The following is a 22,912-nucleotide window of genomic DNA, read 5'->3' on the forward strand; positions in this document are numbered from 1 at the left end:
CAGGGATCTTTTCTATCGGGCAGGCTCTATGGTTTAACAATAGGCCAAGCTGTCAGAACGAGAACGCTAGAAGTTATACCAAAAAACAGAATTGTACAGGTTTCATCGACGGCGTAGTCTGTACAGAAAGGTAAACGAGGCCCCTATGACTGTACCTATCGCAATCATCGGCACCGGCATCGCCGGGCTCTCCGCCGCCCAGGCTCTGACAGAGACCGGGCATACCGTTCAACTGTTCGATAAAAGCCGCGGCAGCGGCGGGCGCATGTCGAGCAAGCGCAGCGACGCCGGCTCGCTGGACATGGGCGCTCAATACTTCACCGCGCGCGACCGCCGTTTCGTCACCGAGGTGCAGCGCTGGCAGAGTCAGGGCTGGGCCGCCGAGTGGACGCCGCAGCTGTACACCTTCCAGGGCGGGCAACTGAACATGTCGCCGGACGAGCAGACCCGCTGGGTCGGCACGCCGCGCATGAGCGCCATCACCCGTGGTCTGCTCGATGGCCTGGACGTGCAGTTTGCCTGCCGCATCACCGAGGTCTATCGCGGTGAGGAACACTGGCATTTGCAGGATGCCGACGGCGGCACCCACGGCCCCTTCAGCCATGTGGTGATCGCCACGCCGGCACCGCAAGCCACCGCGTTGCTGGCCGCCGCGCCGAAACTGGCCGGCGTCGCTGCCGGGGTGAAAATGGAGCCGACCTGGGCCGTCGCTCTCGCCTTCGAAACCCCGCTGGACACGCCAATCGAAGGCTGCTTCGTACAGGACAGCCCGCTCGACTGGCTGGCACGCAACCGCAGCAAACCCGGGCGCGACAGCACTCTCGACACGTGGGTGCTGCATGCAACCAGCGCCTGGAGCCGGCAGCATATCGACTTGTCCAAGGAAGCGGTGATCGAGCATCTGCACGGCGCGTTCGCCGAACTGCTGCACAGCGCCATGCCTGCGCCAACCTTCAGCCTCGCCCACCGCTGGCTCTACGCCCGGCCCGCCACTGGCCATGAATGGACCACACTGGCCGATGTCGATCTGGGCTTGTACGCCTGTGGCGACTGGTGCCTGTCGGGTCGCGTCGAAGGGGCCTGGCTGAGCGGTCAGGAAGCTGCACGTCGCTTGCACGAACACCTGCAATGAATCGCATCAATCCACGCAAATTGCTGCTGTCGAAATGGACAGCAGCCCACCCGCAAAACCGCGAAAAACATTTTCTGGTCACCGAACTGATCCGCGACGAGGAAGGTACGGTGCTGGAGGTTGAATTGCAGGCGGTGCTGACCCAGCGCAGCGAGCGACTGGATTGGCGAACGCTTCAGGACAATGAACACTGGCTATTGGGCTGGAAATAAATTCCCCTGTAGGAGTGAGCCTGCTCGCGATGCGGTATGTCAGGTAGAAAATGTTTTGGCTGACCCACCGCCATCGCGAGCAGGCGCACTCCTACAAAAAATCTTATACAAAACATTTGACTTGTACATCCATCGTTCTATGCTGAGGAAAAGTTGTACAGCGATAACTCTCTGTACAGGTATAGATTCGAGGTGCTCATGTCTACTGCTTCCCTGTCCAAGCCGAAGATCGCCATCAGCGCCTGCCTGTTGGGCGAAGAAGTGCGCTACAACGGTGGGCACAAGGAATCGCGGCTGTGCAGCCGTACCCTCGCCGAATATTTCGACTTCGTCCCGCTGTGCCCGGAGGTCGCGATCGGCATGGGCATTCCCCGTGAGCCGATTCGCCTGATCGGCGATCCTGAGCAACCCGAGGCAGTCGGCACCGTCGACCGGACCATCAATGTGACCAGGCCGCTGGCCGAGTACGGCGAGAAAATGGCCGCCGAGTTGCGGGACCTTTCCGGCTACATCTTCATGCAGCAGTCGCCCTCCTGCGGGTTGGAGCGGGTCAAGGTCTATCACGCCAACGGCGCGCCAGTGAATGGTGGCGGACGCGGCATCTATGCACAGGCATTCTGCGCACAACATCCAGACTTGCCGGTGGAAGAAGCTGGGCGCCTCAATGATCCGGTGTTGCGGGAAAATTTCATCACCCGTGTATTGGCCTACAGCGCCTGGCAGCAAGTGCTCGCCGAGGGCCTGAGCCGCCGCGCCCTCACCGAATTCCATTCGCGCTACAAGTACCTGCTGATGGCGCACAACCCGCTGCAATACAAAAACCTCGGCAAGATGCTTGGCAACATGGCCGACAGCGATCCCGCCGAACTCGGCCCGCGCTATTTCAGCGAACTGATGGCCGCGCTGAAGAAATGCGCCACCCGCGGCACCCATTGCAACGTGCTGCTGCACCTCAGCGGATATTTGAAACAATCGCTGAGTGCCGAAGACAAACAGGAAATGCAGCAGGTCATCGGCCAGTACCGCCAAGGCATTGTGCCGCTGGTGGTGCCGTTGACGCTGCTCAAACACCACTTTCGACTCCATCCGGATCCGTACATCGCGCAGCAGGTTTACCTGCAGCCGCATCCGGAAAACCTCAGTCTGCGAAACGCGATCTAATGAACGATAAAACCGACAGCAGCGCCCAGGAAGACCTCGGCGCCGACTTCAAGAAAGCCCTCGACGAAGGCTGGTTGCCGATCCGCGAAGTCGCGCGGCAGACCGGCGTCAACGCCATTACCCTGCGTGCGTGGGAACGCCGTTACGGGTTGGTGGTGCCGCAGCGCACGCCCAAGGGCCATCGACTGTATAGCGCCGAACATGTGCAGCGGATCATGGCCATCCTCACCTGGCTCAACCGTGGCGTTGCGGTCAGCCAGGTCAAGCCGCTGCTCGACGCGCCGCAGGCCTTTACGGAAACCGTGGAGAACGATTGGCAGCGTCTGCGTCAGACCTTGCTGTCGGCAGTCACCGCGCTCAATGAACGCACCCTGGATGACAGCGTCAATCAGGCTATTGCCCTCTATCCGCCCCGAACCTTGTGCGAGCAATTGCTGATGCCGCTGCTGGCCGAGCTCGAACAGCGCTGGCAGGGCCAGTTCGGCGCACAGATGGAGCGGACGTTTTTCTTTTCCTGGTTGCGCAGCAAATTCGGTGCACGCATCTACCATAACAACCGCCAGCTGCATTCGGCGCCGCTGCTGTTGATCAATCATTCCGACCTGCCGCTGGAGCCACATCTGTGGCTGTGCGCATGGCTGATCAGCAGTGCCGATTGCCCGGTGCAAGTGTTCGACTGGCCACTGCCGGCCGGTGAACTGGCGCTGACCGTGGAGCATCTGCAAGCCCGTGGCGTGCTGCTGTATTCGAGCAAAGCCATGCAACTGGCGCAGTTGCCCAAGCTGTTGGCGAACGTCAATTGCCCGACCTTGATTGCTGGCCCCACGGTGCACATTCACCACACCGAGTTGTCCGCACGCACCGCCCAGACCGCCGATCTGTTCCTGGCTGAAGATCCGCTTGCCGCACACCAGGCGCTGCTCGAGCGCGGATTGATTTGATGATGGGTTTAATCACATGCAACTGATCTGGCTGCGCAGCGACCTGCGCCAACATGACAACACCGCCCTCGCGGCCGCCGCAGCGCGCGGCCCGACTGTGGCAGTGTATCTGTTGAGTCCGCAGCAATGGCTGGAGCACGACGATGCGCCGTGCAAAGTGGATTTCTGGCTACGCAATTTGCGCGAACTGAGCCAGAGCCTCGGCGCGCTGAACATTCCGCTGTTGATTCGCAGCGCGCCGCACTGGGATCAGGCGCCAGCAGAACTGCTCAAGCTGTGCCGGCAATTGAAGATCGAGGCGGTGCACGTCAACGAGGAATACGGCGTTCACGAAAGCCGCCGCGATGAAGCCGTGGCCGAAACGTTACGAGCCGAGGGCATTGAGTTCCACAGCTATCTGGATCAGTTGCTGTTCAAACCCGGCACAGTGCTGACCAAGACCGGCACCTACTTCCAGGTGTTCAGTCAGTTCCGCAAGGTCTGCTACGAACGCCTGCATCGCTCGATGCCGGCGCTGGTCAAAGCACCGGGCAAACAGGCCGCGCTGGATATTGCCAGCGATGCGATTCCGGAGGCGGTCAAAGGCTTCGCCACGCCGAGCGAATCCCTGCGCGCCTTATGGCCGGCCGGCGAGCAAGAGGCGCGACGGCGGCTCGACACCTTCACCAATGCGCAGATCGACTACTACCGCAGCGAACGCGACTTCCCGGCCAAACCCGGCACCAGCCAGTTGTCGGCCTACCTCGCCGCCGGGGTGATCTCGCCACGCCAGTGCCTGCACGCCGCGCTGCAAAGCAATCAGGGCGAATTCGAAAGCGGCAAGGTCGGCGCGGTGACGTGGATCAACGAGCTGCTGTGGCGCGAGTTCTACAAACACATTCTGGTTGGCTACCCACGCGTCTCGCGCCATCGCGCCTTCCGCCCGGAAACCGAGGCGCTGGCCTGGCGCAATGCGCCGGAAGAACTCAAGGCCTGGCAGGAGGCACGTACCGGACTGCCGATCATCGACGCGGCAATGCGTCAACTGCTGGAAACCGGCTGGATGCACAATCGTCTGCGTATGGTCGTGGCGATGTTCCTGACCAAAAATCTGTTGATCGACTGGCGCGAGGGCGAACGCTTTTTCATGCGCCACCTTATCGACGGCGACCTGGCGGCCAACAACGGCGGCTGGCAATGGAGCTCATCGACCGGCACCGACTCGGCGCCGTACTTCCGTATCTTCAACCCGTTGAGCCAGTCGGAAAAATTCGATGCCGAAGGCGTGTTCATCAAGCACTGGTTGCCGGAACTGGCCGGGCTCAACAAGAAGGAAGTACACAATCCGGCGGCCACCGGTGGGCTGTTCGGCGTGGCCGATTATCCGGCGCCGATCGTCAATCTGAGCGCCTCACGCGAGCGTGCATTGAGCGCATTCAAGAACCTGCCATCGCGCCAGCCTGTCGGCGGCGGCGATGAGTGAATTCCTGCGCAGTTTCGCCCGCGAGTTTTCCGGGTTGAACAAAGACAACCTGCATCGCTTGGGCGAGCTGTACAGCGACGACATTCATTTCACCGATCCGCTGCACGAAGTTCAGGGCCTGGCACAACTGCAGGATTACTTCAGTGAGCTGTACGCCAACGTCAGCGGTCTGCGTTTCGATTTTCATGGTTTCGACCAGATCAGCGACGGTGAAGGTTACTTGCGCTGGGTCATGAGTTATCGCCATCCGCGTCTGGCCAAGGGCCGGGAAATCAGGGTCGGTGGCTGTTCGCACCTGCTCTGGCGCGACAAGGTTTATCGTCATCGGGATTATTTTGATGCCGGGGCGCTGCTGTATGAACACTTGCCAATATTGGGCCGGGTGATTGCCTGGCTGAAAAGGAGAATGGGATGAGTCGTACACCTCCACGGCGGTATTGGTTGACCGGCGCCAGCAGTGGCATCGGTGCAGCATTGTGCGAGGACATTCTGAAAAGCGGCGCGCATCTGGCGGTCAGCTCGCGCTCGACCGCGCCGCTCAAGGTCTTGTCCCAGCGCTATCCTGGCCAGGTGCTGGTGGTGCCCGGCGATCTGACCAACAGTCAGACCGTGCGTGAAATCGGTGAGCAGATCAGCGAAGCCTGGGGGCGCTGGACAGCGTGATTCTCAACGCCGGCACCTGTGAATATGTCGATGCGCGGCAGTTCGATTCGTCGATCATCGAGCACGTGGTGCGCACCAATCTGCTCGCCAGCAGCTACTGCATCGAAGCCGCCCTGCCGTTGCTGCGCAAAGGCACGGCGCCGCATCTGGTCGGCATGGCCAGTTCGGTGACTTACCTGCCGCTGCCTCGCGCCGAAGCCTATGGCGCATCGAAGGCCGGGCTGCGTTACCTGTTCGAATCGCTGCGCATCGATCTGGCGGATGAAGGCATTGAAGTCACCATTATCAGCCCGGGTTTTGTCGAAACGCCGCTGACCGAAAGGAACGATTTCCCGATGCCACTGAGCTGGCCTGCGGATAAAGCGGCGCGGCACATCTTCGCCAAACTCAAGGACCGGCCGCTGGAAATTGCCTTCCCGGGGCTGTTCATGGCCGCGCTGTGGCCGCTGTCCAAGCTGCCCGCTCGCGCGCAACTGGCGATCGGCAAACGCATGGTGCGCAAGAACCCTCCGCAGCGGGACCCGATATGAAAATCGCCGTAATTGGCAGCGGTATCGCCGGGCTCACCTGCGCCTACCTGCTGAACCGCCGCCACGACATCACCGTGTTCGAAGCGAGTGACTGGGTCGGCGGCCATACCCACACCGTACCGGTGAGCGTGGCCGGGCAATCGTTCGCCATCGATACCGGCTTCATCGTCTTCAACGACTGGACCTACCCGAATTTCATCCGCTTGCTCAACCAGCTTGGCGTGGCGTTCAAGCCGACCGAAATGAGCTTTTCGGTAACCGACCCCGACACTGGCGTGGAGTACAACGGCAACAACCTCAACAGTCTGTTCGCCCAGCGCAGCAATCTGTTGTCGCCGGGTTTCTGGGGCATGCTGCGCGATATTCTGCGTTTCAATAAAGAAGCCCAGCGCGATCTGATCGAACTGCGCATCGCCGCCGACACCACCTTGGATGATTACCTCAAGGCTGGCGGCTACGGCGAGCGTTTCATCCTGCATTACATCGTGCCGATGGGCGCGGCGATCTGGTCGATGCCGATGGCGGAAATGCTCAATTTCCCGCTGCAGTTTTTCCTGCGTTTTTTCAAGAATCATGGCCTGTTGTCGGTCAGTGATCGGCCGCAGTGGCAGGTCATCGAAGGCGGTTCCAGTGCCTATATCGCGCCGCTGACCGCTTCATTCAGCGACAGGATTCGTCTTAACTGTCCGGTCAGCCGCGTCGAGCGCAATCAGCACGGCGTGGTTATCCACAGCCCGGCGGGCCTCGAACATTTCGACAAAGTGGTGTTCGCCTGTCACAGCGATCAGGCGCTGAACCTGCTGGCCAACCCGAGCGACGCCGAGCGCTCGATTCTCGGCGCCCTGCTCTACGCCGACAACGACGTCGTGCTGCACACCGACACGCGCCTGCTGCCGACGCGCAAACTCGCCTGGGCCAGCTGGAACTATCGCCTCGGCGGCGCCGGCCATACGCGCGCGGCGGTCACCTACAACATGAACATTCTGCAGGGCATTGAGAGCGACACCACGTTCTGTGTCAGCCTCAACCAGACCGCAGGGATCAGCCCCGATAAAGTGCTGGCCCGCTATACCTACGCCCACCCGCAATACACCCTCGCCGCAGCGGCCGCGCAAAACCGTTGGGGCGAACTCGACGGCGAGCAGCACACGCATTATTGCGGCGCCTACTGGGCCAACGGTTTTCACGAAGATGGCGTGGTCAGCGGCTTGCGCGTCGCCGCCGCGTTCGGTGAAACCCTGTGAACAGCGCCCTGTACAGCGGCATCATCGGCCACCGACGTTTTTCGCCGCGCTGCCACGAATTCCGCTACCGCATCGGTTTGCTCTACCTCGACCTGAGCGAACAGGACGCCGTGCTGGCCTTGTCGCCGCTGGCGGGGCGCAGTCGTTTCGCGCCGTTCTCGTTTCGCGAAACCGATTACCTGAAAGCCTTCACCGGCAAGGGCATGCGCCTGATCGACGCGGTGCGCCAGCAGGTCGGTGCAGCCATCGGTCATGAGCCACAAGGCGCGGTGTGCCTGCTGACGCAGCCGCGCAGTTGGGGGCTGTCGTTCAATCCCGTGAGTTTCTTCTATTGCCATGAAGCCGACGGTCAACTGGCGGCGATCGTTTGTGAAGTGACCAACACGCCGTGGCGCGAGCGTTATCACTATGTGCTGCCGGCGCAGGTGCCGACCAGCCTGGTGGATTTCCATCAGCATTTCGCTGTGGCCAAGGCGTTTCACGTCTCGCCGTTTCTGCCCCGCGACCTCGAATACCGCATGAGCTTCAGCCCCGCTGCGCAAAGCCTTGGCGTGCACATGGCCGATTGGCAGGGCAACGAGAAACTGTTCGACGCCACGCTGAATCTGCGCCGCGAACCGCTCGATCGTCGCAGCCTGCATCGCTACCTGCGGCGCTTCCCGTGGATGACCGCAAAAACCGCTCTGGCGATTTATTGGCAAGCGCTGCGACTGCTGTTCAAGCGCGCGCCGATCTTCGCTCATCAGGCTGCCGACGGCAGCTTTAAAACCGCCACCGTGCCTCCGAAGGAGCCGCACCATGAAATCCTCTAGCCTGCCGCTCAGTCGCTTCAGCACCAACGGTTTGACCGGCACGCTGCTGCGGCGCGGCGTGTTGCGCCAATTGGCGCAGCTCAAACACGGACAACTGATGGTCGTTGAGGATGGCGAACAAATGCTTTTCGGCACCCCGGGCAGTGCCTTGCTCGGTGAGGTTCACGTGCTTGATCCAGCCCTGTGGGGCATGGTCGCCAGCAACGGCTCGATCGGCGCCGGCGAAGCATTCATCCACGGCTATTGGAGCTCGCCGGACCTGACGGCTGTGGTGCGCGTGTTCGTCAGCAATCTCGATGTACTCGATGCCATGGAAGGTGGCCTGGCGCGTCTGGGCCGGCCGTTCGTGCAAGGCTTGCACTGGCTCAATCGCAACACGCGTAAAGGCTCGCAGAAAAATATTTCGGCGCACTACGACCTCGGCAATGAACTGTTCGAACAGTTTCTCGACCCGACCATGATGTATTCCGCCGCCCAGTTCCTTTCGCCGAGCGACACCCTGGAACAGGCGCAACTGAACAAACTCGAACGCATCTGCCAGAAACTCGCGCTCAAGCCCAGCGATCACCTGCTGGAAATCGGCACCGGTTGGGGCAGCATGGCGTTGTACGCGGCGCAGCATTACGGTTGCCGCGTGACCACCACGACGCTGTCGAAAGAGCAGTTCGCGTTCACTGCCAAACGCATCGAACAATTGGGCTTGCAGGACCGCATCACCCTGCTGCTCAAGGATTACCGCGACCTCAGCGGCGAGTACGACAAACTGGTGTCGATCGAGATGATCGAAGCGGTCGGCCATCGGTTCCTGCCGACCTACTTCAAGCAATGCGCGCAGTTGCTCAAAAGCAACGGCCTGATGCTGCTCCAGGCGATCACCATTCGCGAGCAACGTTATGAACAGGCCAAGCGCAGCGTCGACTTTATCCAGCGCTACATCTTCCCCGGCGGCGCCCTGCCCTCGGTGCACAAGATGCTCGATGTGGTCAGCCGCGAAACCGACATGAACCTGCTGCACATGGAAGATTTCGGTCTGCATTACGCCAAGACATTGCGCCTGTGGCACGAGAACTTTCGCCTCGCCCATGGCCGCCTGAGCGAACTGGGCTACGACGATTATTTCCTGCGTTTGTGGGAGTTCTACCTGTGCTACTGCGAGGGCGGTTTTTGGAGCGCACCATCGGCACCGCACAACTGTTGCTGGCGAAACCGGCGGCAATGACCGCGCCGCTGCTCGGGCGCTTCGATGCGTGAGCGTGTCGCCAATGCCCTCTTGTTTCAGCTCGGCTGGCTCGCCTGCGTGCTCGGCGGCAACAGTTTGTGGCTGTTACTTGCACTGGCGACGCTGGTGATTCATCTGCGCTGGATCAGCAGTTGGGCGGAGGAAGGCCGTTTGATCTTGTGCGTGGTGATTGTCGGCACGGCGGTGGACAGCGTTTTGCGTCAGCTCGGCGTGTTCCGCTTTGCGGATGCGTCTCCGTTGATTCCGTTGTGGCTGATGCTGCTCTGGGCGCTGCTCGCCACCACATTGCGTCATTGTCTGGCCTGGAGCGCACGGCCATGGTGGCTGGCCAGCGCACTTGGTGCGGTGGGCGGTGCGTTGTCTTACTACGGCGGCGGACGACTGGCCGGCGTGCAATTTCCCTACGGCGAAGTGTCGACGCTGATCGTCATCGGGCTGCTCTGGGCAGGGTTGTTCCCACTGTTGCATTTGATGGGGCGGCGTCTGGTGCCGTGAGCGTCCGTCAGCGCTTTCACACCCACAGCGATCACTGCCTTACACTGCCGCCATGAAAACCATCCCCCTCACACAAGTCGAAGAACCGGCCGTCACCTGCTCGACCTGCGCGGCATGCTGCTGCCAGCTCGAAGTGATGCTGATCACCGACACCGGCGTGCCTGATCGCTTTATCGATACCGATGAATGGGGCGGTGAAGTAATGCTGCGTCTGGACGACGGCTGGTGCGCCGCGCTGGATCGCGACAGCATGATGTGCACGATCTACGAACGCCGCCCGCTGATCTGCCGCGAGTTCGAAATGGGCGCGCCGGAGTGCATCGAAGAACGCCGGGGTATTGCCACAGCCTACCGCTGATTTCTTTGACAACGCAGAAACAACTGTGGGAGCGAGCCTGCTCGCGAAGCGGTGTGTCAGCCACCATTTGAATTGACTGACACTCAGCTTTCGCGAGCAGGCTCGCTCCACGTTGGTTCCGCGTAGCGGCGGATTACAGCGGCATTGTGTAATGCAGCGCGTAGCTTTCTACACCATCGTTGTCGCTGGACAGGCCGGCGTTGGAGTAGTGCGTGGCGCGGATGCCGACTTCGTGGCCGCCATTGAAGCGCAGGCCGAAACCGATGCGGTCTTCGAACTGGAAGGAGCCGCCCAGTTTGTTGCTTTCGTATTCGGTGTTGGAGAAGAACGCCGCGCCGATACCCGCTTCAACGTAGGGTTTGACCGACTGACCGGCAAACTCGTAAACGAATACAGGCGAGAACGACAGGCTGTTGTTGCTGGAAGTCTTGTCACCTTCCCAGTACGTGTAGGCACCGCTCCAGTAGCCGGTCAGGCGACCGACGTCGCTCTGCAGCCAGCTCTTGTCCCAGTCGAAATTCATGCCCAGGCGATACGTCATTGTCGAATCGCTGGTACCGCCGACGGCGAATTCAACGCCAGCGGCTTGTGCAGAAATGCTTTGCCCCATCAGTGCGGCCGCAATCGCGGCCAAGCAGAATAGTCGCTTCACTTTGAAACTTCCTTTTCCGGAACGATCGTTTGGTTTTTAGTTGCTGCTGTCGCTATAGAAATCTGCGCGTGGTCAGAAGTTCAGCGTATTTCGAGTTATTTCACATTTTTTTACAAGTCGAAGTTTTGCACATTCGACGCAGTTTGGCCCAGCAGAGGTAGGATTTTTCTGAAGGATTGCGCATCAGCACTGGTCCAGAATTTCACTGGCACGCTCGGCCCCTGTGACAGCAGATCACGCTCGGCCAGCAGCCGTTGCAGCTGCCGGGCCACGGCAGCTCCGGTATCGATCAGGCTGATATCGTCGGCGATCATCGACCTTAGCAACGGCTTGAGAAAAGGATAATGGGTGCATCCGAGGATGATCGTATCGCAGCCATGAGCCAGTAAAGGCGTGACGTAACCCTGCAATAACGTGCGCAACTCGGGACTGTGCAGGTCGCCACTTTCAATCAGCTCGACCAGCCCCGGGCAGGGCTGAGTGATGACTTTTACGTCAGCCGCGAAGCGATCGAGCAAAGCGGCAAACTTGGCGCTCTGCAACGTACCTGTCGTTGCCAGCACGCCAACCACGCCGCTACGGGTCGCCGCTGCGGCCGGCTTGACCGCCGGTTCCATGCCGACAATCGGCCAGTCGGGAAAATCGCGACGCAAGTCGGCAACACCGGCCACGGTCGCGGTATTACACGCCAGCACCAGAGCCTTGGCGCCCTGCTCGCGGAAAAACCGGCCATCACACTGCAACGCTGGCGGATGAATTCCGGGGTCTTTTCGCCGTAGGGAATGTGTCCGCAATCGGCGACGTAAAGCAGCGATTCGTTGGGCAGCAAACGCTGGATCTCGCCGAGGACCGACAAGCCGCCGACCCCGGAGTCGAACACGCCGATTGGCGCTTCACGCATGGCGGGCGCCACAGACGCTGCAGCCCGGATCGCGCTTGACCCGCAGTTCACGGAAGCGCGAGCCCAAGGCGTCGATCAGCAACAGCCGCCCCACCAGCGGCTCGCCAAAACCGACCAGCACCTTCAACGCCTCCAGCGCCTGCAAGCTGCCGACCAGACCGACCAGCGGCCCGACCACACCCGCTTCGCTGCACGTGAGCTCGGCTTCGCTGCCGTGTCCGTACAGGCAGTGATAGCAAGGGCTCTCGGCACGCCGTGAGTCGAACACCGACAGCTGCCCTTCCAGACGAATGGCCGCGCCGCTGACCAATGGCTTGCGCTCGGCAACACAGGCGGCGTTAACCGCCTCACGCGTAGAGAAATTGTCCGAGCAATCGAGCACCAGATCCACCGCCGCCACCGCTGCGGCGAGAGAATCCTCGTCCAGCGCCTGGCGATGGGCGATCAATTGAATTTCGGGATTGATCGCACCCAGGCGCTTGAGCGCCGAGTCGACCTTGGACATGCCGACACTGTCGGTGTCGTGAATGATCTGCCGTTGCAGGTTGGTCAGATCGACCGTGTCGAAATCCGCCAGATGCAACTCGCCGACGCCCGCTGCCGCCAGATACAACGCCACCGGCGCGCCGAGACCGCCAAGGCCGACGATCAGCACGCGGCTGGCCTTGAGCTTCAGTTGCCCGTCGATGTCGACGTGTTGCAGCAGAATCTGCCGGCTGTAGCGCAGCAATTCCTGATCATTCAGCACGGCAGGCGCCCCAGACTGATGCGTTGATGGCCGCCCAGATCGGTGCGGCTGTGGACTTCTTCAAAGCCACGAGTGAGCAGCAGGTCACGCACGGCTTCGGCCTGATCATAGCCGTGTTCGAGCATCAGCCAGCCGCCGGCTTCAAGATGATCCGGCGCCTGCGCAACAATCAGACGCAGATCATCGAGGCCATCTTCACCGGCGATCAGCGCACTGGCCGGTTCGAAGCGTACATCTCCCTCGACCAGATGCGGATCGGTGGCGGCAATGTACGGCGGGTTGCTGATGATCAGTTGAAAGCGCTGGCCTGCAAGTGCGCTGAACCAATGGCTGCTCAGCACCGTAGCGTTGTTCAGGTGCAGACGCTGGCGGTTGCGTTCGGCCAGGGCCACGGCTTCAAGCACACGATCGACGGCGGTGACTTTCCACGCCGGGCGTTCGCTGGCCAAAGCCAAAGCAATCGCACCACTGCCGGTGCCCAGATCGAGGACCTTGGCCGGGGTTGCCGGCAGCAGCTCAAGGGCTGCCTCTACCAAAAGTTCTGTATCGGGACGCGGGATCAGCGTGTGCGGCGCGACTTCCAGATCGAGTTTCCAGAAGCCCTGCTGGCCGAGAATGTAGGCCACCGGCTCGCCGCTACGCCGCCGTTGCAGATATTCGGCAAAGGTCAGCGCAGCCTCGCTCGGCACGATGCGCTCGGGCCAGGTGTGCAGGAAGCTGCGCGACTTGCCCAGTGCGGCGGCCAGGAGCAATTCAGCGTCCAGACGTGCAGTCGGCGAGTCCGGCAACTCAGCAGCGCGCAACAGGCTGGCGATGATGGTCATTTATTCACCTATCGCTGCGAGTTGGTCAGCCTGATATTCGGCCAGCAACGGCTCGATCACGGCTTCGACGCCACCGGCGAGAATTTCATCCAGGGAATACAGGGTCAGGTTGACGCGATGGTCGGTGACCCGGCCCTGAGCGTAGTTGTAGGTGCGGATACGCTCGGAACGATCGCCGGAGCCGACCAGCAACTTGCGCTCACTGGCAATCGCGTTGGCTGCCGCTGCGTTCTGCTGATCGTTGAGTTTCGCCGACAGCCACGCCATCGCCCGGGCACGGTTCTTGTGCTGGGAGCGTTCTTCCTGACACTCGACGACGGTGCCGGTCGGGATGTGGGTAATGCGGATCGCCGAGTCGGTGGTGTTGACGTGCTGACCGCCAGCGCCAGAGGAACGGTAGGTGTCGACACGCAGATCCGCCGGGTTGATCTCGATGGCTTCGCGCTCGTCCGGCTCGGGCAATACCGCTACGGTGCACGCCGACGTGTGGATCCGGCCCTGGGATTCGGTGGCGGGTACACGCTGTACACGGTGCGCGCCGGACTCGAATTTCAGTTTGCCGTAAACGTTGTCGCCTTCGATGCGCGCGATGACTTCTTTATAGCCACCGTGTTCGCCTTCGTTTTCCGAGAGGATTTCGACACGCCAGCCACGCCGCTCGGCATAACGCGAGTACATGCGGAACAGGTCGCCAGAGAAAATCGCCGCCTCGTCGCCACCGGTGCCGGCGCGAATTTCGAGGAAGACGTTGCGCCCGTCATTCGGATCTTTCGGCAGCAGCATGCGCTGCAGGTCGGATTCCAGCGTGACCAGCAACTCCTTGGCTTCGCGGACTTCTTCCACGGCCATTTCGCGCATGTCCGGGTCGTTGTCCTTGAGCAGCGCCTGCGCGCCTTCGAGATCGCTTTGTACGCCGAGCAGCTTTTTATACGCGGCCACTACCGGCTCGAGTTCGGCGTACTCCTTGGAATAGGCGCGGAATTTGGCCTGATCGGCAATGACTTCGCCGTCGCCGAGCAGCGCGGTCAGTTCCTCGAAACGGTCCTGGAGAATGTCCAGCTTGTTGAGCAGTGACGCTTTCATTGCGGTTTTTTATCCGAAAAACTATCCGGTGAGCCCTCAAGGGCAAAGAGTTCCTGGGCCATGGCCAGCGCATCGAGGCGGCCTTCGGCAGACAGCTTTTTCAACTGCACGCTGGGCGCATGCAAGAGTTTGTTGGTGAGGCCACGGGCCAATTGCCCGAGCACCTCTTCGGCGTTGCCGCCGTTGGCCAGCAGACGCAGGGCCTTTTGCAATTCTTCGTCACGCAGGCGTTCACTCTGTTGACGATAGGCCTTGAGCACATCGACCGCCGCCAGTTCGCGCAGGCGCACCATGAAATCGTCGGCGCCGACCGAGACCATTTCCTCCGCCGCTTGTGCAGCGCCCTGACGGCTCTTGAGGTTCTCGGCGACCACTTCGTGGAGATCATCGACGCTGTACAGGTAAACGTCGTCGAGTTCGCCGACTTCCGGCTCGATATCGCGCGGTACCGCAATGTCGACCATGAAGATCGGCTTGTGCTTGCGCAGCTTCAGCGCACTTTCCACCGCGCCCTTGCCAAGAATCGGCAACTGGCTGGCGGTCGAACTGATGACGATATCGCTGCGCACCAGCTCCGCCGGAATATCCGAGAGCAGCACCGCGTGAGCGCCGAATTGCTCGGCCAACTGACTGGCGCGCTCCAGCGTGCGGTTGGCGACGACGATGCGCTTGACTCCCAGCTCATGCAAATGGCGCGCGACCAGCGTAATCGTCTCACCGGCACCGATCAGCAGCGCCTGGCTGCGTTGCAGATCGCTGAAAATCTGTTTCGCCAGGCTCACCGCAGCAAACGCCACCGACACCGGGTTCTCGCCGATTGCAGTATCGGTACGCACCTGTTTGGCGGCATTGAACGTTGCCTGAAACAGCCGCCCCAGCAGCGGGCCGATGGTGCCGGCCTCGCGGGCCACGGCGTAGGCCGACTTCATCTGGCCGAGAATCTGCGGTTCGCCCAACACCAGCGAATCGAGCCCGGAGGCGACGCGCATCATGTGACGAACAGCCGCATCGTCTTCATGCACATAGGCACTGGCGCGCAGTTCGTCGAGGCTCAGATGGTGATAATCGGCCAGCCAGCGCAGCACGACATCGGCCGAGAGCTGATCCTGTTCTATATAAAGCTCACTGCGATTGCAGGTGGAGAGGATCGCGGCTTCGCGGCTGTCGGTCAGTCGGCAGAGCTGCTGCAAGGCCTCCACCAGCTGCTCAGGGGTAAAGGCCACGCGCTCGCGGACGTCTACTGAAGCAGTCTTGTGGTTAATACCGAGTGCAAGGAAGGCCATTCAAGGTCGCTGGTGGTGACGTGAAGCCGGCAATTGTCCTACTTCGAAAGATTCAGAACAACTACCGCTGACTATTGTCCCAATCGTCAGCCCCTATAATGGCCACAATTGAGTCTCGGTTATGTTTGGCCGAAGGCTTGTGTCATGATGATCCGACCGCAGGTTAGTCGTCCTCTTCCTATATGAATAGATCTTCCGCGTTGCTCCTCGCTTTTGTCTTCCTCAGCGGCTGCCAGACCATGGCGCCCGTTGCGCCGAACGGCACCTCGCCGGCCGAAGACACCACGCCCGCGCCTGAAAAGCCCAAGGTTTACAGCTCGTTCAGCGAGGAAACCGTGTTCAGCCTGCTGAGCGCCGAACTCGCCGGCCAGCGCAATCGTTTCGACATTGCTCTGGACAATTACGTGACCCAGGCGATCAACACCCAGGATCCGGGCGTCTCAGAGCGTGCTTTTCGCATCGCCGAGTATCTGGGCGCCGATCAACCGGCCCTCGACACCGCGCTGATCTGGGCGCGCAATGCTCCGGACGATCTCGAAGCGCAACGCGCCGCCGCCGTGCAACTGGCCCGCGCCGGGCGTTACGACGATTCCATGGTCTACATGGAGAAAGTCCTGCAGGGCAAGGGCGACACCCATTTCGACTTCCTCGCGCTGTCGGCCGCCGACACCGATCAGGAAACCCGCAACGGCCTGATGAAAAGCTTCGACCGTTTGCTGCAGCGTCACCCGAACAACAACCAGCTGATTTTCGGCAAGGCTCTGCTGTTGCAGCAGGACGGCGACAATCAAGGTGCGCTGACTCTGCTTGAAGACAATCCGCCGGAAGATGGCGAGATCGCTCCGATCCTGCTGCGCGCGCGCCTGCTTCAGTTACTCAACCGTGGCGACGACGCGCTGCCGCTGTTGCAGAAAAACATCAGGAAGTACCCGGAAGACAAACGCCTGCGCCTGACCTACGCGCGCATGCTGGTCGAACAGGACCGCATGGACGACGCCAAGGCCGAGTTCTCCACCCTTGTTCAGCAATACCCGGAAGACGATGAACTGCGTTACTCGCTGGCGCTGGTGTGCCTGGAAGCCAAGGCGTGGGATGAGGCCAAGGGCTATCTGGAAGACTTGATCGCTCGCGAAAGCCACGTCGATTCGGCGCACCTGAACCTCGGTCGGATTGCCGAAGAGCGCAACGACCCGCAAGGCGCGCTCATCGAATACGCCCAGGTCGGCCCGGGCAATGACTATCTGCCGGCACAGCTGCGTCAGGCCGATATCCTGATGAGCAACGGCAAGACCGCCGAAGCGCAGAGCAAACTGGCGGCCGAGCGTGACGAGCAGCCGGACTACGCAATCCAGCTTTACCTGATCGAATCGGAAAGCCTGTCGGCCAATAAACAGGACGACAAAGCCTGGAAAATCCTGCAACAAGCGCTGCAGAAATATCCGGACGATCTCAACCTGCTTTACACCCGGGCCATGCTCGCGGAAAAACGCAATGACCTGGCGCAGATGGAAAAAGACCTGCGCCTGATCATCAAGCGCGATCCGGACAATGCCATGGCGCTGAATGCGCTGGGCTACACCCTGTCCGATCGCACTACCCGTTACGCTGAAGCGAAAACGTTGATCGAGCAGGCGCACCAGATCAACCCGGAAGACCCGGCAGTTCTCGACAGCCTTGGCTGGGTGAACTACCGCTTGGGCAATCTGGATGATGCGGAGAAATACTTGCGCCAGGCGCTCGAGCGTTTTCCTGATCACGAAGTCGCCGCGCACCTTGGCGAAGTCCTCTGGGCCAAGGGCAATCAACGCGAAGCCAAACAAGTGTGGGGCAAGTTCCTCAAGGACCAACCCGACAGCACCATTCTGCGCAGCACCATCAAGCGCCTGACCGGATCCGAGACTCTTTAACCCATGTTTTTGCGCCACGTTATTATTTTCAGCTTCATCGCCCTGCTCGCCGGCTGCTCGGGGTTCGGCACTCGCGAGTCGGTCGAGGGCCACGGCAGCCCGGCCCAGTGGGCGGCTAACAAACAGCAACTGACCGGCCTCGATGGCTGGCAGATCGACGGCAAGATCGGCATCCGAGCGTCGAAGGATTCCGGCAGCGGCACGTTGTTCTGGTTGCAGCGGCAGGACTATTACGACATTCGCCTCTCCGGCCCGCTGGGTCGTGGCGCGGCACGCCTGACCGGGCGTCCGGGCAAGGTGTCGCTGGAAGTTGCCAACCAGGGCCGCTACGAATCGCAATCACCTGAAGCGCTGCTCGAAGAACAGCTCGGCTGGAAATTGCCGGTGTCGAATCTGGCCTGGTGGGTTCGTGGCCTGCCAGCTCCGGAAAGTAAAAGTCGTCTGAACCTGGACGCCGACAGTCGTCTGGCCAGCCTTGAGCAGGACGGCTGGAAAGTCGAATACACCGCCTACACCGAACAGAATGGTTATTGGCTGCCCGAACGCATCAAGCTGCACGGCACCGACCTCGACGTGACGCTGGTGATCAAGACCTGGCAACCGCGCAAATTGGGGCAATAACGCATGACCGCTGCACGCCTGACCCTGCCCTCGCCGGCCAAACTCAACTTGATGCTGCACATTCTCGGTCGCCGTGAAGACGGTTATCACGAGTTGCAGACGCTGTTTCAGTTCCTTGATTACGGCGATGAAATCACTTTCGCCGTGCGCGATGACGGCGTGATTCAACTGCACACCGAGTTCGCCGGCGTGCCCCACGACAGCAACCTGATCGTGCGCGCAGCGAAGATGTTGCAGCAACAGTCCGGCTGCGCGCTCGGCATCGACATCTGGATCGACAAAGTCCTGCCCATGGGCGGCGGCATCGGTGGCGGCAGTTCGAACGCGGCGACGACCCTGCTCGGTCTCAATCATCTTTGGCAACTGGGCTGGGATGAAGATCGCCTCGCCGCACTGGGCTTGTCACTCGGTGCCGATGTGCCGGTTTTCGTCCGCGGCCACGCGGCGTTTGCCGAGGGCGTCGGTGAGAAACTGACCCCGGTCGATCCCGAAGAACCGTGGTATCTGGTGCTCGTGCCGCAAGTCGCTGTTAGTACGGCAGAAATTTTTTCCGATCCTTTGTTGACACGTAACACACCGCCCATTAAAGTGCGCCCCGTTCCCGAGGGAAACAGTCGAAATGACTGTTTGCCGGTGGTAGCAAGGCGTTATCCAGAGGTACGTAACGCATTGGATTTGTTAGGTAAATTTACCGAAGCAAAGCTCACCGGAACTGGAAGTTGTGTGTTTGGGGGCTTCCCAAGCAAAGCTGAAGCTGATAAAGTCTCGGCCCTTCTGACAGAGACCCTTACAGGGTTTGTAGCGAAAGGAAGCAACGTTTCGATGTTGCATCGCAAGCTGCAAAGTCTGCTCTAAAGGAATCAAGTGCCCGGCACTTGAAAGCAACAGATACAGGGGCGTCGCCAAGCGGTAAGGCAGCAGGTTTTGATCCTGCCATGCGTTGGTTCGAATCCAGCCGCCCCTGCCATTTTCTCTACTCATCCAGGTTACCCTCAGCCTCTAGGTACTGCGCGTGTCCAAGATGATGGTCTTTACGGGGAATGCCAACCCCGATCTGGCTCGGCGTGTCGTACGTCAGCTGCATATCCCTCTCGGTGACATCTCTGTCGGCAAGTTTTCCGACGGTGAAATCACAGCCGAGATCAATGAAAACGTTCGCGGTAAAGACGTCTTCATTATTCAGCCGACTTGCGCTCCGACCAACGATAACCTGATGGAACTGGTAGTGATGGCTGATGCCTTCCGCCGCTCCTCGGCTACTCGTATCACTGCTGTTATTCCTTATTTTGGTTATGCCCGTCAGGATCGCCGTCCGCGTTCCGCACGTGTGGCTATCAGCGCGAAAGTCGTCGCTGACATGCTTACCGTAGTCGGCATCGACCGTGTCCTCACGGTTGATCTGCATGCTGACCAGATTCAGGGTTTCTTCGATATTCCGGTAGATAACATCTACGGCTCCCCGGTTCTGGTGGATGACATTGAAGATCAGCGCTTCGAAAACCTGATGATCGTGTCCCCGGACATTGGTGGCGTCGTGCGTGCACGGGCTGTTGCCAAGTCGCTGGGCGTCGATCTCGGGATCATCGACAAACGCCGTGAGAAAGCCAATCACTCTGAAGTGATGCATATCATCGGTGATGTCGAAGGGCGTACCTGTATTCTCGTCGATGACATGGTCGATACCGCCGGCACCCTGTGCCACGCGGCCAAGGCCCTGAAAGAGCATGGCGCAGCCAAGGTCTTTGCCTACTGCACACACCCTGTGCTGTCGGGCCGGGCCATCGAGAATATCGAAAATTCCGTGCTGGACGAGCTGGTGGTCACTAATACCATCCCGCTGTCCGCTGCAGCACAAGCCTGTGCACGTATCCGTCAACTGGATATCGCACCGGTTGTTGCCGAAGCGGTTCGCCGCATCAGCAATGAAGAATCGATCAGCGCGATGTTCCGTTAAGGGCCCTGCCCTTCACGAAATGTCTCGTTGACGAAAAGCGCCCCGCCCCGGCATTCCTGTCGGGGCGGGGCTTTTTGCCCATACCGTGTTCGGCGCTGGTCGCAAACGCCACTCGGTCATGGCTATTTTGGAGATACAAAATGAACGATTTTACTCTGAATGCTGAAGTGCGTTCCGACCTGGGAAAGGTGCGAGCCGCCGCCTGCGTCGTCTCGCAAGCCTGGTTCCAGCTGTAGTTTACGGTGGCGACAAAGCCCCTGAATCCATCAGCATGCTGGCCAAAGAAGTTGCCAAACTGCTCGAAAACGAAGCGGCTTACAGCCACATCATCGAGCTGAACGTTGGTGGCACCAAGCAGAACGTCATCATCAAGGCTCTGCAGCGTCACCCGGCCAAAGGCCACGTGATGCACGCTGACTTCGTACGCGTTGTCGCCGGCCAGAAACTGACCGCCATCGTGCCTGTGCACTTTGTTGGCGAAGAAGCTCCAGTCAAGAAAGGCGGCGAAGTTTCGCACGTTGTTGCCGAGATCGAAGTTTCCTGCCTGCCAAAAGATCTGCCTGAGTTCATCGAAGTCGACCTGTCGAAAGCAGAAATCGGCACCATCATTCACCTGTCGGACCTCAAAGCTCCTAAAGGTGTTGAGTTCGTTGCTCTGGCACACGGCGATGACAAGGCTGTTGCCAACGTCCACGCTCCACGTGTAGCTGCAGAACCTACCGAAGAAGGCGCAGCAGAGTAATTCACTCTGTCATGCCGGAGTGAGCAAGTAACATCGCGGACTGGAACGTAGCGAGAAAGCGGGCGAGAACGCGGAGTTTACATCCATGGTAAATGAGCATTTTTCGTCCACTTTCGCCGCTTTCCCTGATCGCGGCGATGTTATCCACCACTCCAAGGAAGGGCCCCTATCGTGACTGCCATCAAACTGATCGTTGGCCTGGGAAATCCAGGCGCTGAATACGAACAGACCCGGCATAACGCAGGGGCCCTTTTGTTGAGCGCATCGCCCACGCACAAAATGTGACTCTTGTGGCCGATCGCAAATATTTCGGCCTGACCGGGCGCTACTCGCATCAGGGTCAGGATGTTCGTCTGCTGATTCCCACCACCTACATGAACCGCAGCGGCCAGGCCGTGGCGGCACTCGCCGGTTTCTTCCGCATCAAGCCTGAAGAAATCCTCGTGGCGCATGACGAACTCGACTTGCCTCCGGGCGTTGCCAAGCTCAAGCAGGGCGGCGGCCATGGCGGTCACAACGGGTTGCGCGACATCATTGCGCAACTGGGCAATCAGAATACGTTCTACCGCCTGCGGCTTGGCATCGGCCACCCGGGCGTTGCCAGTATGGTTTCAAATTTCGTCCTGGGTCGTGCGCCACGCGCCGAACAGGAAAAACTCGATGCCAGCATCGACTTTGCCCTCGGCGTGCTGCCGGATATCCTCGCCGGGGAATGGAACCGCGCGATGAAAAACCTGCACAGCCAGAAGGCCTGACTTTTACCCGAGGGGAAACACCATGGGATTCAATTGCGGCATCGTCGGCCTGCCTAACGTCGGCAAGTCCACCCTGTTCAACGCCCTGACCAAATCCGGTATCGCGGCCGAGAACTTCCCCTTCTGCACCATCGAGCCGAACAGCGGCATCGTGCCGATGCCGGATCCGCGCCTGGAAGCTCTGGCAGCCATCGTCAATCCGAAGCGCATCCTGCCGACCACCATGGAATTCGTCGACATCGCCGGCCTCGTCGCTGGCGCCTCAAAAGGTGAAGGCCTGGGCAACAAGTTCCTGGCCAACATCCGCGAAACCGATGCTATCGCTCACGTGGTGCGCTGCTTCGAAGACGACAATGTGATTCACGTTTCCAACAGCGTCGACCCGAAACGCGACATCGAAATCATCGACCTGGAACTGATCTTCGCCGACCTCGACAGCTGCGAGAAGCAACTGCAGAAAGTCGCGCGCAACGCCAAGGGCGGTGACAAGGACGCCGTGGTTCAGAAGGCGCTGCTCGAGCAACTGATCGCGCACTTCACCGAAGCCAAGCCTGCACGCAGCCTGATGAAGAACATGAGCGCGGATGAGAAAGCCGTTATCAAGGGCTTCCACCTGCTGACCACCAAACCGGTCATGTACATCGCCAACGTTGCCGAAGACGGTTTCGAGAACAACCCGCACCTGGACGTGGTCAAGGCCATCGCCGAAGAAGAAGGCGCCATGGTCGTTCCGGTGTGCAACAAGATCGAAGCGGAAATCGCCGAGCTCGATGACGGCGAAGAGAAGGACATGTTCCTCGAGGCCCTGGGCCTGGAAGAGCCTGGCCTGAACCGCGTGATCCGCGCCGGCTACGAAATGCTGCACCTGCAGACCTACTTCACCGCCGGTGTCGAAGAAGTCCGCGCCTGGACCGTCAAGGTCGGTGCCACCGCACCACAGGCCGCTGGCGTGATCCACACCGACTTCGAAAAAGGCTTCATCCGTGCCGAAGTCATCGCCTACAACGACTTCATCCAGTACAAGGGCGAAGCCGGCGCCAAGGAAGCCGGCAAATGGCGCCTGGAAGGCAAGGATTACATCGTCAAGGACGGCGACGTGATGCACTTCCGTTTCAACGTCTAAGCAACAGCCGGGCAAGAAAAAGCCGCGTTTGATACGCGGCTTTTTTGTGCCTGAAATTCAGTGACTGCG

General features: G+C 60.2%; 20 protein-coding genes, 1 tRNA gene and 5 pseudogenes. 20 read left to right on the forward strand and 6 right to left on the reverse strand.

The features are described 5' to 3' along the window. Positions 1-145: 145 nt before the first annotated feature. From LJU32_27315 to LJU32_27370, 12 genes and pseudogenes are all read left to right on the forward strand, one after another. Positions 146-1,132, forward strand: a complete 987-nt coding sequence (locus LJU32_27315; protein ID WKV88942.1) for an NAD(P)/FAD-dependent oxidoreductase — start codon at positions 146-148, stop codon at positions 1,130-1,132. Further along, the gene (locus LJU32_27320) at positions 1,129-1,344 is read left to right on the forward strand and encodes a TIGR02450 family Trp-rich protein (protein WKV88943.1); all 216 of its coding nucleotides are present in this window, start codon (positions 1,129-1,131) and stop codon (positions 1,342-1,344) included. Before LJU32_27315 ends, LJU32_27320 begins: the two co-directional genes overlap by 4 nt. A 198-nt stretch (positions 1,345-1,542) precedes the next feature. Further along, positions 1,543-2,505: a DUF523 and DUF1722 domain-containing protein gene (locus LJU32_27325; protein WKV88944.1), complete on the forward strand. Its 963-nt coding sequence runs from the start codon at positions 1,543-1,545 to the stop codon at positions 2,503-2,505. Then, positions 2,505-3,446 (forward strand): MerR family transcriptional regulator, encoded by a 942-nt coding sequence (locus LJU32_27330; GenBank protein WKV88945.1) that lies wholly within the window; start codon positions 2,505-2,507, stop codon positions 3,444-3,446. The genes LJU32_27325 and LJU32_27330 overlap by 1 nt, the downstream gene beginning before the upstream one ends. Before the next feature lie 16 nt (positions 3,447-3,462). Continuing rightward, positions 3,463-4,908: a deoxyribodipyrimidine photo-lyase gene (phrB, locus tag LJU32_27335; GenBank protein ID WKV88946.1), complete on the forward strand. Its 1,446-nt coding sequence runs from the start codon at positions 3,463-3,465 to the stop codon at positions 4,906-4,908. Next, positions 4,901-5,323: a nuclear transport factor 2 family protein gene (locus LJU32_27340; GenBank protein WKV88947.1), complete on the forward strand. Its 423-nt coding sequence runs from the start codon at positions 4,901-4,903 to the stop codon at positions 5,321-5,323. Before phrB ends, LJU32_27340 begins: the two co-directional genes overlap by 8 nt. Beyond that, positions 5,320-6,101 (forward strand): annotated as a pseudogene (locus LJU32_27345) (SDR family NAD(P)-dependent oxidoreductase). The gene LJU32_27340 and the pseudogene LJU32_27345 overlap by 4 nt, the downstream one beginning before the upstream one ends. After that, positions 6,098-7,345, forward strand: coding sequence for an FAD-dependent oxidoreductase (locus tag LJU32_27350; protein ID WKV88948.1), 1,248 nt, complete (start codon positions 6,098-6,100; stop codon positions 7,343-7,345). Before LJU32_27345 ends, LJU32_27350 begins: the two are co-directional and overlap by 4 nt. Beyond that, on the forward strand, positions 7,342-8,157 hold the full coding sequence (locus LJU32_27355; protein WKV88949.1) for a DUF1365 domain-containing protein: 816 nt from the start codon (positions 7,342-7,344) through the stop codon (positions 8,155-8,157). Before LJU32_27350 ends, LJU32_27355 begins: the two co-directional genes overlap by 4 nt. Then, positions 8,144-9,408: pseudogene (locus LJU32_27360) on the forward strand (cyclopropane-fatty-acyl-phospholipid synthase family protein). Before LJU32_27355 ends, LJU32_27360 begins: the two are co-directional and overlap by 14 nt. Beyond that, entirely contained in the window at positions 9,401-9,892 is a 492-nt protein-coding gene (locus LJU32_27365) for a DUF2878 domain-containing protein (protein WKV88950.1), read from the forward strand. The pseudogene LJU32_27360 and the gene LJU32_27365 overlap by 8 nt, the downstream one beginning before the upstream one ends. Positions 9,893-9,944: 52 nt before the next feature. After that, on the forward strand, positions 9,945-10,250 hold the full coding sequence (locus LJU32_27370) for a YkgJ family cysteine cluster protein (protein WKV88951.1): 306 nt from the start codon (positions 9,945-9,947) through the stop codon (positions 10,248-10,250). A 133-nt stretch (positions 10,251-10,383) separates the two neighbouring features. On the opposite strand, the gene LJU32_27375 is transcribed toward LJU32_27370, so the two are convergent. The 6 genes and pseudogenes from LJU32_27375 to hemA all read right to left on the reverse strand — a co-directional run bounded on the left by LJU32_27375 (position 10,384) and on the right by hemA (position 15,741). Continuing rightward, entirely contained in the window at positions 10,384-10,902 is a 519-nt protein-coding gene (locus LJU32_27375; protein WKV88952.1) for an acyloxyacyl hydrolase, read from the reverse strand. Between the two features lie 110 nt (positions 10,903-11,012). After that, positions 11,013-11,803, reverse strand: a pseudogene (murI, locus tag LJU32_27380) (glutamate racemase). Then, positions 11,796-12,551 (reverse strand): molybdopterin-synthase adenylyltransferase MoeB, encoded by a 756-nt coding sequence (locus LJU32_27385; GenBank protein WKV88953.1) that lies wholly within the window; start codon positions 12,549-12,551, stop codon positions 11,796-11,798. The pseudogene murI and the gene LJU32_27385 overlap by 8 nt, the downstream one beginning before the upstream one ends. Next, positions 12,545-13,375 carry a peptide chain release factor N(5)-glutamine methyltransferase gene (gene prmC / locus LJU32_27390; protein WKV88954.1) on the reverse strand — a complete coding sequence of 277 codons (831 nt, stop codon included), beginning with the start codon at positions 13,373-13,375 and terminating at the stop codon, positions 12,545-12,547. Before prmC ends, LJU32_27385 begins: the two co-directional genes overlap by 7 nt. Next, the gene (gene prfA / locus LJU32_27395; GenBank protein ID WKV88955.1) at positions 13,376-14,458 is read right to left on the reverse strand and encodes a peptide chain release factor 1; all 1,083 of its coding nucleotides are present in this window, start codon (positions 14,456-14,458) and stop codon (positions 13,376-13,378) included. After that, on the reverse strand, positions 14,455-15,741 hold the full coding sequence (gene hemA / locus LJU32_27400) for a glutamyl-tRNA reductase (protein ID WKV88956.1): 1,287 nt from the start codon (positions 15,739-15,741) through the stop codon (positions 14,455-14,457). The genes prfA and hemA overlap by 4 nt, the downstream gene beginning before the upstream one ends. 182 nt (positions 15,742-15,923) lie before the next feature. Here hemA and LJU32_27405 point away from each other — a divergent pair, with 182 nt between their 5' ends. The 8 genes and pseudogenes from LJU32_27405 (at position 15,924) to ychF (ending at position 22,843) form a co-directional block, all read left to right on the forward strand. Beyond that, complete coding sequence (locus LJU32_27405; GenBank protein ID WKV88957.1) at positions 15,924-17,648, forward strand: tetratricopeptide repeat protein; 1,725 nt, start codon at positions 15,924-15,926, stop codon at positions 17,646-17,648. A gap of 3 nt (positions 17,649-17,651) precedes the next feature. Continuing rightward, the gene (lolB, locus tag LJU32_27410) at positions 17,652-18,269 is read left to right on the forward strand and encodes a lipoprotein insertase outer membrane protein LolB (protein WKV88958.1); all 618 of its coding nucleotides are present in this window, start codon (positions 17,652-17,654) and stop codon (positions 18,267-18,269) included. A gap of 3 nt (positions 18,270-18,272) precedes the next feature. Continuing rightward, positions 18,273-19,124, forward strand: a complete 852-nt coding sequence (gene ispE / locus LJU32_27415) for a 4-(cytidine 5'-diphospho)-2-C-methyl-D-erythritol kinase (GenBank protein WKV88959.1) — start codon at positions 18,273-18,275, stop codon at positions 19,122-19,124. A gap of 37 nt (positions 19,125-19,161) precedes the next feature. Beyond that, positions 19,162-19,236, forward strand: a tRNA-Gln gene (locus LJU32_27420). Between the two features lie 45 nt (positions 19,237-19,281). Continuing rightward, complete coding sequence (locus LJU32_27425; protein WKV88960.1) at positions 19,282-20,223, forward strand: ribose-phosphate pyrophosphokinase; 942 nt, start codon at positions 19,282-19,284, stop codon at positions 20,221-20,223. Between the two features lie 140 nt (positions 20,224-20,363). After that, a pseudogene (locus LJU32_27430) lies at positions 20,364-20,965 on the forward strand (50S ribosomal protein L25/general stress protein Ctc). A 171-nt stretch (positions 20,966-21,136) separates the two neighbouring features. Next, positions 21,137-21,720 (forward strand): annotated as a pseudogene (gene pth, locus LJU32_27435) (aminoacyl-tRNA hydrolase). 22 nt (positions 21,721-21,742) lie between these two features. Next, on the forward strand, positions 21,743-22,843 hold the full coding sequence (gene ychF, locus LJU32_27440) for a redox-regulated ATPase YchF (protein ID WKV88961.1): 1,101 nt from the start codon (positions 21,743-21,745) through the stop codon (positions 22,841-22,843). Positions 22,844-22,912 lie beyond the last annotated feature (69 nt).

It is taken from the genome of Pseudomonas sp. B21_DOA, from assembly GCA_030544685.1.
GTDB classification, from domain to species: Bacteria; Pseudomonadota; Gammaproteobacteria; order Pseudomonadales; family Pseudomonadaceae; genus Aquipseudomonas; species Aquipseudomonas fluorescens_AO.

Coding starts and splice junctions, on each gene's coding strand:
- LJU32_27315 (WKV88942.1), top strand. CDS start 146: ATGACTGTACCTATCGCAATCATCGGCACCGGCATCGCCGGGCTCTCC.
- LJU32_27320 (WKV88943.1), top strand. CDS start 1,129: ATGAATCGCATCAATCCACGCAAATTGCTGCTGTCGAAATGGACAGCA.
- LJU32_27325 (WKV88944.1), top strand. CDS start 1,543: ATGTCTACTGCTTCCCTGTCCAAGCCGAAGATCGCCATCAGCGCCTGC.
- LJU32_27330 (WKV88945.1), top strand. CDS start 2,505: ATGAACGATAAAACCGACAGCAGCGCCCAGGAAGACCTCGGCGCCGAC.
- phrB (WKV88946.1), top strand. CDS start 3,463: ATGCAACTGATCTGGCTGCGCAGCGACCTGCGCCAACATGACAACACC.
- LJU32_27340 (WKV88947.1), top strand. CDS start 4,901: ATGAGTGAATTCCTGCGCAGTTTCGCCCGCGAGTTTTCCGGGTTGAAC.
- LJU32_27350 (WKV88948.1), top strand. CDS start 6,098: ATGAAAATCGCCGTAATTGGCAGCGGTATCGCCGGGCTCACCTGCGCC.
- LJU32_27365 (WKV88950.1), top strand. CDS start 9,401: ATGCGTGAGCGTGTCGCCAATGCCCTCTTGTTTCAGCTCGGCTGGCTC.
- LJU32_27370 (WKV88951.1), top strand. CDS start 9,945: ATGAAAACCATCCCCCTCACACAAGTCGAAGAACCGGCCGTCACCTGC.
- prmC (WKV88954.1), bottom strand. CDS start 13,375: ATGACCATCATCGCCAGCCTGTTGCGCGCTGCTGAGTTGCCGGACTCG.
- prfA (WKV88955.1), bottom strand. CDS start 14,458: ATGAAAGCGTCACTGCTCAACAAGCTGGACATTCTCCAGGACCGTTTC.
- hemA (WKV88956.1), bottom strand. CDS start 15,741: ATGGCCTTCCTTGCACTCGGTATTAACCACAAGACTGCTTCAGTAGAC.
- LJU32_27405 (WKV88957.1), top strand. CDS start 15,924: ATGAATAGATCTTCCGCGTTGCTCCTCGCTTTTGTCTTCCTCAGCGGC.
- lolB (WKV88958.1), top strand. CDS start 17,652: ATGTTTTTGCGCCACGTTATTATTTTCAGCTTCATCGCCCTGCTCGCC.
- ispE (WKV88959.1), top strand. CDS start 18,273: ATGACCGCTGCACGCCTGACCCTGCCCTCGCCGGCCAAACTCAACTTG.
- ychF (WKV88961.1), top strand. CDS start 21,743: ATGGGATTCAATTGCGGCATCGTCGGCCTGCCTAACGTCGGCAAGTCC.